This window comes from Rathayibacter sp. CAU 1779, from assembly GCF_054551755.1.
In genome coordinates this window covers 1,802,539-1,813,766 of sequence record NZ_JBTOLK010000001.1, presented here as the reverse complement: position 1 = coordinate 1,813,766, position 11,228 = coordinate 1,802,539, and the positions used below count along the sequence as shown (strand labels likewise).

Below are 11,228 nucleotides of genomic sequence, written 5' to 3'. Positions count from 1 at the left end.
CCCCTCCCTCCCTCCCCCCCCCCCCCCCCCCCCCCCCCCCCCCCCCACGCCCGGTCTACGCTCGAACCATCCGCGGGCGTCGCGCCGGCCCGTTCTGACCGCCGAACGGCCGTTCTCCTCAGACCACCCGCGGATCCTGCGGAAGGATGCCATGGCAGAGACCACCGACAGCCGCGTGGCCGTCTACATCGACTTCGACAACATCGTCATCTCGCGCTACGACCAGGTGAACGGGCGCAACTCGTTCCAGCGGGACCGGGTGCGCCAGTTCGATCCCGGCCAGACGGGAGCGGATTCCGCGCTCGTCGCCAAGCTCGACGCCTCAACCGTCGACGTGGGCGCGGTGATCGACTTCGCGGCGTCGTTCGGAACGCTCGTGCTGACCAGGGCGTACGCCGACTGGTCGGCCCCCGTCAACGCCGACTACCGTCACCAGCTCGTCGGCCGTGCGGTGGATCTCGTGCAGCTCTTTCCGGCGGCCGCGTACGCGAAGAACGGGGCGGACATCCGTCTCGCCGTCGACGCTGTCGAGGACATGTTCCGGCTGCCCGACCTGACGCACGTGGTCATCGTCGCCGGCGACAGCGACTACGTGCCCCTTGCGCAGCGCTGCAAGCGGCTCGGACGCTACGTGGTGGGGATCGGCGTCGCGGGATCCACCAGCCGAACGCTCGCGGCCGCGTGCGACGAGTTCTACACGTACGACGCACTGCCCGGCGTCGAACGGCCGCCCGCGCCGGAAGCGAAGCCGGCGCGCACGACGGAGGGCAAGGCATCCGCTGCCAAGAGCTCCACGAAGAAGCCGACTGGGACGGCTTCCGCGAAGCGCAGCGAGCCCGCCGAGCCGACGGAGCCCGACGAGCCTGTCGAGACGGACGACTCGGAGGATGCCGCGCGCGACCCCCAGCAGGAGGCGACGGGCCTGCTCGACCGGGCGCTGCGCATCGGCCACGAGAAGGACGACTCCGAATGGCTGCACAGCTCGGCCGTGAAGTCGCAGATCAAGCGGATGGACCCGTCGTTCAGCGAGAAGCAGCTCGGCTACCGATCGTTCTCGGACTTCCTCAAGTCCCGTGCCGACATCGCGGAGCTCGACGACTCGAGCACCACCCAGCTGGTACGGCTGAAGCCCGCTGAGGCGGCGCATCCGCCGGCCCCGAAGCGCGCGCCGCGACGCGCGAAGGGCTGAGAAGGGAATCGGCGCATGCGCCCGATCATCATCACCGCGTTCGTCTCCGTCGACGGCGTCATGCAGGCACCGGGAGGCCCGGAGGGCTACCGCAACGAAGGCTGGACCTTCAAGCTCGTGGACTTCGATCCCGCGGCCTACGAGCTCAAGGGAACGGAACAGGAGGACGCGACGGCCCTCCTCCTCGGACGCCGCAGCTATCAATCGTTCGCTCCCGTCTGGCCGACGATGGACGAGTTCGCGGGCTACAACGCCATGCCGCACTACGTCGTCTCCAGCACGCTGGAGCATGACGACGAGCGGTGGCCGGCGACGATCCTCCGCTCGCTCGACGACGTCGCCGCGTTGAAGCAGACGGACGGCGGGCCGATCCTCGTGCACGGCAGCGCGGTCCTCGGCAAGACGCTCGCGGACGCCGGGCTCGTCGACCGCTACAACCTGCTCGTGTTCCCTGTGCTGCTCGGCGCAGGGACGCGATTGTTCAGCGACGCCGATGCGGATGCCACCAAGCTCGCCCTCGTCGATCACGCGGCGTACCCCAACGGCATCGTGAAACAGGTGTACGACGTCGTTCGCTAGCGGGCTCGCGCTGCGAACACTCCCCCGAGCCAGTTCAGGATGATGTCCAGGCTCTCCGGATCCAGGTGCGCGTCCGGGTCGTTGCAGCCGTTGCCCGGCGCTCCCGCGACCTCGGCCGGGGTTCGGTCTTCCTCCTTGAACACGTGGTCGGCGTGCGGCGGAAAGGCGAGCGTGGCATCGGGCGTCCTCTCGCGTGCTGGAGCGGATCCGTCATCCGGCCATTCTGGACCCGAGCTCGCCCGGTCACGACCAGTATCGGCATCCATCACGCTCTGCTCGTCCACCGCACATTGGTATACCAAATTGGCGAACAACTCCTGGGATGGGAGGATGAGGCGGTGGTCACTCCGTCATCCCGCCAGCCGGAGGCCGTGCGCGTCGCGGCCCGCCTGCGGGACGAGATCCTCGACGGCGTGCGCGCGCCGGGCAGCAAGCTCGTGGAACGCGACCTTGCGGGCGAGCTCGGCGTGAGCCGTGTCCCGGTGCGCGACGCGCTGAAGACGCTGGAGGCCGAGGGGCTCGTCACGCTCCGCCCCAACACCTGGGCCGTCGTGCGGGAGTTCACGCCGAGCGACATCGCCGACCTGCACGAGGTGCGCGAAGGATTCGAGGCGCTGTCGTTCCGGCTCGCGACGCAGCGGCACACCAGGGAGGGCCTCGAGACGCTGCACATCGTCCTCGAACGGGAGGAGGCTGCCGCCGCCGAGGGGGACACCGTGGCCGCCCGCCGTGCTGCGGCCGACTTCCACGAGACGGTCACCGAGCTCGCCGGCAATCGTCTGCTGTCGGAGGTCGAACTCGTCTTCCGTTCGCGCATGCGCTGGCTGCTCGGACAACACGACGACACAGAGCAGATGGCACGTCAGCACGCCGAGCTGTTCGATGCCATCGCGCACCGCGACCTCGACGGGGTGACCCGGCTGGCCGCTGAGCACCTCGGCGAGAGCCGCGTCGCCCAGGCCGCCCGCACGGCACCGGGTGAGTCCGCCTCGGAGGATGACGGCGCGCCGGACTGACCGGCATCCGGTCGCCGCCAGGCGGCAACCGCGCACCGCCCCGGCAAGGGGGGAACTACAGAGTGAGCTCGCCCGAGCGCGTCACGACGCGTCCGCCGGTGACCACGAGCTCACGACGAGGGGTGCGCACCAGGGCGTCCTGCACGTTCTGGGCGTCGAGCAGCACGATGTCCGCCCGGTCACCGACCTCGAGTCCGTGACGATCGCGATGCACGAACGGGGCCGCCTCGCTCGTGGCGAGGCTCACGGCTCGGGCGAGGTCCTCGTCGGTGCGCATGCCGTGCAGCCGCGCGAACTGGAGCGCGAGCTTCAGCAGATCGCCGTCGCCGAACGGGTTCCACAGGTCGCGGATGCCGTCGGTCCCGAACCCGAGACCGATCCCCGCCTCGCGCATGGCACGCCACGGCAGCGGCCGGGTGCCGATCGGCGCAACGGTGGTCCAGGAGATGCCCGCCTCGGCGAGCCGTTCGAGCAGTGCCTGCTGCGCCGCGCCCTTCGTGTCGCCGAGCGCGAACCCGTGCGCGATGTTGACGCGACCCTGCGCGCCCACCGCCAGGGTGCGCTCGATGATGAGCTCGAGCTGGAACGCACCGAGCTCGTTCGGATCGTGCAGGTGGATGTCCAGGCCGGCACCGGTGCGGTCGACGATGTCGAACAGCCCGTCGAGCTGTGCGACAGGGTCACGGTCGATGCCGGCCGGGTCGAGGCCGCCGATGCTGCGCGCGCCGAGGGCAACGGCATCCTCGAGCAGCTTCAGCACGCCCGGACGGCGGATGACGCCGTCCTGCGGGAAGGCCACGATCTCCACTTCGACCGCTCCTGCCAGGTTCTCGGCTGCGGCCAGCACGTCCTCGACGCCTGTGAGCCCGATGCCGAGGTCGACGTCCACGTGCGAGCGTGTCGCGGTCGTGCCATGCCGAAGGAACTCCCGCAGCACGAGTTCGACGCCGCTCACGGAGGGGATGCCCAGCTCCGCGCGGTGGGCGCGCTCGTGCGCGATCCGTCCCTGCGTCGTCGCCACGCCGCCGTAGGAAACCCAGTCCTTGCCCCACCAGGACTTGTCGACGTGCGCGTGGGCGTTGATGAGTCCGGGGAGCGCGAGGAGTCCTCGACCGTCTTCGACGATGGCATCCGGATGCGCCGCCGAGCCTGACCCGGCCGTGAGCACCTCGGCGATCACCCCGTCGACGATCACGAGGTCGGAGGCCGCGCCGCCCAGCGGGCGCACGTTCGTCAGGATCAGGGCTGCTGTACTCACCACAAAACGGTATACCAAATTCGGAACGGTCGTCCCCTCGACACTGTTCTCCGAACGCTGCCGCATGTCGGTGTCCGAGACGGCAGCACGCGGTCCCGATGGGGAGCGGTCCCCATCGCGACGACGCCGGCCGCGGTGTGGAGTGGAAGGGTGACCGGTCTCACAGGAACCATGCTGCTGATCGCGATACCCATCGTCGTCGTGATGGTGGGCATCGTCGCCCTCGTCGTCGTGCTGGTGGTCCGCATGTCGCGGAACCCCTCAACGCGCGCCGTGCAGCCGGGCAGCCCGGCCGCGTTCGGGAACGGCTCGTGGAACGCCCACGTGCGACGCGACGGGCACCTCGACCCGCTCTCGGGCTTCGGAACGCTGACCCTGGGGAACGGGTGGCTGACCTTCGCGCCCGATGACGGAACGGTGCAGGGATGGTCCGTCCCGTCCGTGTCCTTCGGCGTATGGTCCAATTTCGTGCTGGCGAACAGCGACCTCGGGATCGACTCTCAGCCGACCGGCCGGTTGCAGCTCACCGTGAGCCACGAGCACATCAACCGGATGTCGCAGAACGACTTCAAGATGCTCCGCCAGCGTGACACTGCTGCGGAGTTCGTGCAGGCCATGCGGGCAGCGGGCGCCACCATCCTGGGCTGAGCCGATGGCCTCGGGCTCACAGTGTCGGGCGCGGCGATGCAGTCTCGGCCCCGCGGCGTGCTCCGTCCTCGGACTTGGGCATGTCTGACAATTCCGGGCTGGCTGCGATGCACTCGGCGCGCCCCGAAGTGTCAGACATGCACTACCTGCCCTACGCGACGGGAAGCGCGGCGACCACGTCGATCTCGACGAGGATGCCCGCCAGCTGCGAGCCCACCGTGGTGCGCACGGGATACGGCTCGGCGAAGAACTCCTTGTAGGCCTCGTTGAACTCGGCGAAGTCGGCGAGATCCGCGAGGTGAACGGTGGACTTGACACAGTCGTCCAGGGTCAGCCCGTGCTCGGCGAGAACGGCGGCGAGATTGCGCAACACCTGCCTGGTCTGCTCGCCGACGCTGTCGGCAACGGCGTCGGTTGCGGGATCCTGCGGTCCGAATCCGGCCGTGTAGAGGAATCCGTTCGCCACGATGCCCTGGCTGTACGGGCCGGCCGGCTGTGGGGCGTTCGTGGTGCGGATGGCCGTCTTCGACATGGTGTTTCCCTTCATCGGTGGTGGATCGAGAGCTCAGCGGAGCTCACGGGAGATCTGCTGAGCGGTCTGCTGCAGCACGGGGATGCGCGTTTCCAGTTCGCGCAGGTCGTGCACGACGCGCAGCGACGTGATGGACAAGGCTCCCACGACTCCCGCCGAACTGGTGATGGGGACGGCGATGCAGTTGACGACGTCTTCGAACTCGCCGTCGTCCGTCGCCCATCCGCGGCGGGCGACGGCGTCGAGTTCCGCGTCCAGCTTCGCGCGCGTGGTGATCGTGCGCTGCGTGTACGGCGTCCAGTCGACGCCGGCGAGCACGGCGTCGCGTCGTACGGCGCCGAGGGATGCCAGGATCGCCTTGCCCAGCCCGCTGCACTGCGGGCGAACGGGTGATCCAACGCGCGAGTACAGGCGCACCCGGCCGGCATCCTCCACCTTGTCCACGTAGACGATCTCGTCGTCGACCAGCGCCGCCACGTGTACGGTGTCGCCGACCGCGCGGTGCAGACGCCGCACGGCCGCGTGAGCCGCCTCGCGCAGGTCGAGGCTCTCCAGTGCCGCTGCCCCGAGCACGGCGAGCCGGAAGGCCGGCGCGTACGTGCCATCGTGGCGGCGGCGGGCGAATCCGACGCTTTCCAGGGTCTGCAGCTCCCGGAACATCGTGGAGCGATGGATGTCGAACTCGACGGCCAGCTGCGCCACCGTCTTCGGTTCCGTCGCCAGAGAGTCGAGGATGTCGGCCGCCCGCTTCACGCTCTGAGACACGTGCTAGCTCCTTCCGCCCGTCGTCATCCGACGGTCCCTGCGCAGTCCGCGTCCGGGAAGCGCGCCGGCCGGGGCACCGGACTGTGCAGCGCGCGGCGCCCCGCCGGCCAACGCACCGCCGGCCAACGCACCGCCGGTCAACGCACCGCCGGTCAGCACGGGGACCCCGCCCACGAGCACGTCGTCGATGCCTACGGCATCCGTCAGGGGCGCCTCGTACGTCGCCGTGTAGGTCACGGCGTCCGGATCGAGGACGACCAGGTCGGCGACCGCACCCGGTTGGATGAAACCGCGGCCGCCCAGCCCGAAGCGGACAGCGGCCGCGCGCGAGAGGTGATGCGCGGCATCCGTCCACGTCCAGGTCGCGCTCTCACGCACGTACTCGCGCAGGAACCGCGGGAACGTGCCCCTGGCGCGCGGATGCGGATGGGCACCGATGAAGATGCCGTCAGAGCCGCCGAGATGCCCCGGGTGCGCGAAGATGCGCGCCAACTCCGAGACCGGCCGCGGGTTGCGAACGGCCATCACGACGTTCACCCGCAGCCGGGATGCTCGCAGCACGTCGAGTGCGAGGTCGACGGCGTCGACACCGGTCCGCCTCGCCGCTTGCTCGATCGTGAGGCCGTGCGCCCACGCGAACTCCGGCGCGCCGATGTGCGCGAACGTGATCATGGACGGCCAGTCCGACCCGAGGCTGGGGTAGGTCGCCACCAGCGGGAACCACTCGGATCTCAGCCGCTGCCGCTCGGACGGATCGCCGAGCGCCAGCACCACGGTGTCGACCGGCTGCCGTGAGAGCTCGGGCGGCAGCAGGGGCATGGTGAGCAGCGAACATCCGCGGATGTAGGGGTAGGCGTCGAACGTGGCGTCGACGCCGGCCGACGCGAGGGCGTCGAGCCGACCGAGCACGATGTCGGCGTCGGCGTGGAAGTGCGACACGTGCACGGGCAACGGGATTCCGGTGCTCTCTCGCACGAGACCGGCGATGCCGGCCATCTCGTCGATGCCCGCCGCGGAGTTCGCCTCGTATCCGCCGCGCATGTGACTCACGTACACGCCGCCGGCGCGGGCGACCGGCGCGGCGAGTGCGGCGATCTCCTCGGTCGACTGGAAGAGCCCCGGCACGTAGTCGAGCCCGGTGGAGAGCCCGACGGCTCCTTCGCGCATGCCCTGCTCGACGAGGGTGACCATCGCCGTCAGCTGCTCGGGGTCAGCCGGCGCGTCGGCGCGACCGCACACCTCGAACCGCACGGTTCCGGCAGGCACGAGCGTGGCGGCGTTGAGACGCGAGGTGCCGTCCGTAAGCCTCAGGTAGTCGGCGATGCCGCCGCCGGAGTACGAGGGATGGGCGCCGTTGATCGCAGCGAAGTACTCCGACGCGTACGACCCGTCGCCCGGAGCGTACGACACGCCGTCCTGACCGACGATCACGGTGGTCACGCCCTGCCGGAGCAGGGCCAGCTGCACGTCGTCGTCGGTCAGCAGTCCGTCGGCGTGCGAATGCGCGTCCACGAAGCCGGGCATCACGTATCGGCCGGAGCAGTCGATGACCCTGTCGCCGGGTTCGGCGCGGATGTCGCCCACTGCCGTGATCACACCGCCCTCGATCGCGACGTCGGCGCGCGTCACCGGGTCCGCCGCCGAGAGCGGCACCACTCCGGGATCCCTGAACGGCTCCGGTCCCACCACCGAGCCGCCGCGCAGCACGATGCGTTCGGTCATCCGCGTCTCCCTCATCGGCGGTACGGAACCCATCAGAAGTATGTGCGCACGAGGTCGACGACCCGGGTGGAGTCCGCCGACTCCACGACCGGCAGCACGCGCCACTTGTCGAACGCCGTGCACGGATGCGAGAGCCCGAGTGCGACGACGGACCCGATCGGTGCGACGCCGCGCGCGGCATCCGCTTCGCTCAGGCGCAGGTAGCTGTGCTGGTCGTTCATGGCCGACACCGAGGCATCCGTCGGCGTCGTCCATGGCCCGCTGAGATCGGGGGCGATCTGGCGCGGGATGGGCAGGCCCTCGTCGTAGGGGAAGTCGCGCTTGCCGCCGTCGAGCAGTGCGAGCCCGGGCTCCGGATGCGACACGACGCGTGCGATGCCGAGCATCGCCGGCACGAACCGCGGGGCGTCGGCCGAGGCGCGTGCCTCGTCGAACGGCGAGACGGTGCGGTAGTAGCCGTCGTCGTGCACGATGTACGCGCCGGAGCGCAGCACGAAGTGCGTTCGATCCTCGGCGCCGGGGGCTTCCGCACCCGCAGCTCCCGCATGGGCCGTCGCCTGTCCGTACACGTCGGCCACGATGTCGAAGTACGCGCTCCCGCCCGCCGTGATGTACACCTCGCCGTCGTCGTAGAGCGAGCGGATGCCGTCGTGCAGCTCGATCTGCCGCTCCAGGTACTCCCGCACCGCTCGCAGCGATGTCTCAGACCTGTCGTGTGCAAGGGATCCCTCGTAGCCGGCGACGCCCGCGAGCCTCAGCACGGCGGATGCCGCCACCCGCTCAGCCACGCGTGTCGCCTCGGCCACGGTGCGCGCTCCGGTGCGCCCGCCAGGCGCGCCGAGCTCGACGCACACGTCGAGCTGTCGTGGCGTGCCCGCCGCGACGAGCGCAGGTTCCATCGCCTCGATCGTCTCCACCGAGTCGGCCCAGCACACGAACCGAAGCCGGGGATCCGCCAGCTCACCGGCCAGGTAGCGCAAGGCGCGCACGTCGACGGCGGCGTTCGCGAGCATGATCGAGTCGAATCCGAGGCTTCGCGCCGTTCGCACCTGCCCCATCGTGGCGAGCGTGATGCCGAGGCATCCTGCGTCGAGCTGGCGTTGCCACAGTGCCGGCGCCATCGTCGTCTTGCCGTGCGGCATGAGCTCCAGGCCACGGGCGCGCGTCCATTCGTCCATCACCGACACGTTGTGCGTCATCGCCGCGTCGTCGAGAGCGACGAGCGGAGTCCAGAACTCGGAGAGGTCGGGCGACGTGGCGAGGAAGTCCGCGATCGTCATCCCGGCGGCGCGCACCGGAAGACTGTTGTCGCGCGGCGTCAGCACGTCGGATCCATCGTGGTCGCGCGGCGAGAGTTGCGTCATCGTCGGCTCCTTCATCGTCGCCTGCCGCCGGTTCAGCCCGTCGAAACCAGCCACGAGACGCCGCCGGTTGAGACTGTCGCAACCTGGTTCCGAGATCGGTTTCGACGGACTCGACCGGCGACGCATGGTGTGCAAATAGTACAACGCGCGTTGCACGATGTGCAGCGCCTCGTCACACTGGACGCATGGCGCACGAGGCGGATCCGACATCCCGTCCTCGCCTCATCACGCTCGGCGAGACGATGGCGATGGTCACCCCCGCGTTGCCGGAATCCCTCGCCACGGCGCACGAGCTGCGGCTGCACGTGGGCGGCGCCGAGTCCAACGTGGCATGCCATGCCGCCGCGCTGGGTGTTCCCAGCGCCTGGGTGAGCGCCGTCGGATCCGACGTGCTCGGCGAGCGGATCGTGCGCGTCATCCGGGAGCGGGGCGTCGACGTCGGCTGGGTGACCAGCGATGCGGCTGCGCCGACCGGCGTCTACTTCAAGGATCCCGGCAACGGCGTGCTGTACTACCGCCGCGGCTCCGCGGCTTCCCACATGAGTCCGGGGTCCGTTGCGGATGTCCCGTTCGAGCTCGCGGAGGTCGTGCACCTCTCCGGCATCACGTCGGCGCTGTCGCGCAGCTGCTCCGAGCTGGTCGACGCCGTGATCGATCGCGTCGCCGACAGCGACGCTCTGCTGAGCTTCGACGTGAACCACCGCGCGGCGCTCTGGGAACCCGGCGCCGCGGCATCCGCTCTCCTCGCTCTCGCCAGGCGCGCCGACATCGTCTTCGTCGGCCTCGACGAGGCCGAGTGCCTCTGGTCGTGCCGGACAGCAGACGACGTGCGCGCCCTGCTGCCAGGGCCCCGGCGTCTGATCGTCAAGGACGGTGCCGTCGGTGCCACGGAGTTCGATCGCGTCGATCGTCTCGACGTCGCGACCTTCGTACCCGCCATTGCCACCGAGGTCGTCGAGCCGGTCGGCGCTGGCGACGCCTTCGCCGGCGGCTACCTCGCAGCGCTGCTGGACGGAGCGGATGCCACGACCCGCCTCGCCAGGGGCCACCAGCGCGCCCACCGGGTGCTGCTCTCGACGAGCGATTTCGTCATCGACGAGACCCTCGTAGACGACCTCCCGACGGAGCACGCCCACGCGGATCACGCCGACGTCAGACCATCCACCGAGACCCAGAACACGCTCTGACAGTCGGAGCACTCGCTGAAAGGCGCACACACCATGACCGACAATTCCTCCTTCGGCGAGCTCTTCCACGACGTGCCGCTCATGGCGATCCTGCGCGGCATGGGCGTCGAACGCAGCCTCGCCGTGGCCACGACCGCCTGGGACCTCGGCATCGAAGCCGTCGAACTTCCCGTGCAGACCCCGGTCGACGTCGAAGCGCTGCGCGTCGTCGCGGAGGCGGCTCACGCCCGCGGCCTCAGCGTCGGCGCAGGCACTGTCGTCTCGGCCGAGCACGTGCGCCTCGCCAAGGAGGCCGGCGCGGACTTCACCGTCTCCCCCGGCTTCGACGTCGAGGTCGTGCGCGCGTCTCACGCGGCAGGCATGCCGTCCCTGCCCGGCGTCGCGACGGGCACCGAGGTGCAGCTCGCACTGAAGGAAGGGCTCACCTGGCTCAAGGCATTCCCTGCCTCCCTGCTCGGCACCGGCTGGTTCGGCGCCATCCGTGGGCCGTTCCCTCAGGCGTCGTTCGTCGCCACGGGCGGAATGGATGCCTCTACCGCACCGGCCTTCCTCGCCGCGGGCGTTCGCGTGGTCGCGGTCGGCTCCGCGCTGGAGGATCCGGAGCAGCTGCCGAGACTCGCTGCGCTCCTGAAGTAGCACGCTCGGCGTTCCTCGACGGCCGGCAACGCATGGGCCGACTGTCCATGTCCAGACACGAAGAGACCCTCAGAACCTCGAGCGTTGCCGAGGTTCTGAGGGTACTTGGTGGAGCTACGGGGATTCGAACCCCGGACCTTCTCATTGCGAACGAGACGCGCTACCAACTGCGCCATAGCCCCAAGTGCGTATGAGACTCTAGCACGCCGCGCCCGCACTCCTTGAATCGAGGCCGGGCCGAGCATCCGTCCTTCGAGCGCCGCCGCACGCGTCCGCGTGCACCCGGACCCGAAGGAATCGCGCACCCGGCGCGAGCACCGGCGGAACCCTCC

12 protein-coding genes and 1 tRNA gene are annotated in these 11,228 nt (G+C 69.9%); 6 read left to right on the top strand and 7 right to left on the bottom strand.

Annotated elements, in window-relative coordinates; translation table 11 throughout:
* Positions 1–151 precede the first annotated feature (151 nt).
* The gene (locus ACX9R5_RS08330; RefSeq protein WP_459408513.1) at positions 152–1,189 is read left to right on the top strand and encodes an NYN domain-containing protein; all 1,038 of its coding nucleotides are present in this window, start codon (positions 152–154) and stop codon (positions 1,187–1,189) included.
* A gap of 15 nt (positions 1,190–1,204) precedes the next feature.
* On the top strand, positions 1,205–1,768 hold the full coding sequence (locus ACX9R5_RS08325) for a dihydrofolate reductase family protein (RefSeq protein ID WP_459408512.1): 564 nt from the start codon (positions 1,205–1,207) through the stop codon (positions 1,766–1,768).
* On the opposite strand, the gene ACX9R5_RS08320 is transcribed toward ACX9R5_RS08325, so the two are convergent.
* The gene (locus tag ACX9R5_RS08320; protein ID WP_459408511.1) at positions 1,765–2,052 is read right to left on the bottom strand and encodes a hypothetical protein; all 288 of its coding nucleotides are present in this window, start codon (positions 2,050–2,052) and stop codon (positions 1,765–1,767) included. The two genes, ACX9R5_RS08325 and ACX9R5_RS08320, sit on opposite strands and share 4 nt — an antisense overlap.
* Before the next feature lie 54 nt (positions 2,053–2,106).
* Here ACX9R5_RS08320 and ACX9R5_RS08315 point away from each other — a divergent pair, with 54 nt between their 5' ends.
* A complete protein-coding gene (locus ACX9R5_RS08315; RefSeq protein ID WP_459408510.1) occupies positions 2,107–2,784 on the top strand; it encodes a GntR family transcriptional regulator in 678 nt (225 codons plus the stop codon).
* Positions 2,785–2,839: 55 nt separating this feature from the next.
* Here the strand turns inward: ACX9R5_RS08315 and ACX9R5_RS08310 are convergent, their stop codons facing one another.
* Positions 2,840–4,042, bottom strand: coding sequence for an amidohydrolase (locus tag ACX9R5_RS08310; protein ID WP_459408509.1), 1,203 nt, complete (start codon positions 4,040–4,042; stop codon positions 2,840–2,842).
* A gap of 150 nt (positions 4,043–4,192) precedes the next feature.
* On the opposite strand from ACX9R5_RS08310, the gene ACX9R5_RS08305 reads away from it, so the two are divergent.
* The gene (locus ACX9R5_RS08305; RefSeq protein WP_459408508.1) at positions 4,193–4,690 is read left to right on the top strand and encodes a hypothetical protein; all 498 of its coding nucleotides are present in this window, start codon (positions 4,193–4,195) and stop codon (positions 4,688–4,690) included.
* Between the two features lie 151 nt (positions 4,691–4,841).
* On the opposite strand, the gene ACX9R5_RS08300 is transcribed toward ACX9R5_RS08305, so the two are convergent.
* The 4 genes from ACX9R5_RS08300 to ACX9R5_RS08285 are packed head-to-tail and all read right to left on the bottom strand — an operon-like array spanning position 4,842 to position 9,073.
* Positions 4,842–5,222, bottom strand: coding sequence for a RidA family protein (locus ACX9R5_RS08300; protein ID WP_459408507.1), 381 nt, complete (start codon positions 5,220–5,222; stop codon positions 4,842–4,844).
* 33 nt (positions 5,223–5,255) lie between these two features.
* The gene (locus ACX9R5_RS08295) at positions 5,256–5,987 is read right to left on the bottom strand and encodes an IclR family transcriptional regulator (RefSeq protein WP_459408506.1); all 732 of its coding nucleotides are present in this window, start codon (positions 5,985–5,987) and stop codon (positions 5,256–5,258) included.
* Between the two features lie 3 nt (positions 5,988–5,990).
* Positions 5,991–7,709 carry an N-acyl-D-amino-acid deacylase family protein gene (locus ACX9R5_RS08290; RefSeq protein ID WP_459408505.1) on the bottom strand — a complete coding sequence of 573 codons (1,719 nt, stop codon included), beginning with the start codon at positions 7,707–7,709 and terminating at the stop codon, positions 5,991–5,993.
* 32 nt (positions 7,710–7,741) lie between these two features.
* A complete protein-coding gene (locus ACX9R5_RS08285) occupies positions 7,742–9,073 on the bottom strand; it encodes a type III PLP-dependent enzyme domain-containing protein (protein ID WP_459408504.1) in 1,332 nt (443 codons plus the stop codon).
* Between the two features lie 185 nt (positions 9,074–9,258).
* On the opposite strand from ACX9R5_RS08285, the gene ACX9R5_RS08280 reads away from it, so the two are divergent.
* Positions 9,259–10,260: a sugar kinase gene (locus ACX9R5_RS08280; RefSeq protein WP_459408503.1), complete on the top strand. Its 1,002-nt coding sequence runs from the start codon at positions 9,259–9,261 to the stop codon at positions 10,258–10,260.
* Between the two features lie 33 nt (positions 10,261–10,293).
* Positions 10,294–10,896: a bifunctional 4-hydroxy-2-oxoglutarate aldolase/2-dehydro-3-deoxy-phosphogluconate aldolase gene (locus ACX9R5_RS08275; protein WP_459408502.1), complete on the top strand. Its 603-nt coding sequence runs from the start codon at positions 10,294–10,296 to the stop codon at positions 10,894–10,896.
* Positions 10,897–11,002: 106 nt separating this feature from the next.
* Here the strand turns inward: ACX9R5_RS08275 and ACX9R5_RS08270 are convergent.
* A tRNA-Ala gene (locus tag ACX9R5_RS08270) sits at positions 11,003–11,078 on the bottom strand.
* Positions 11,079–11,228: the final 150 nt, after the last annotated feature.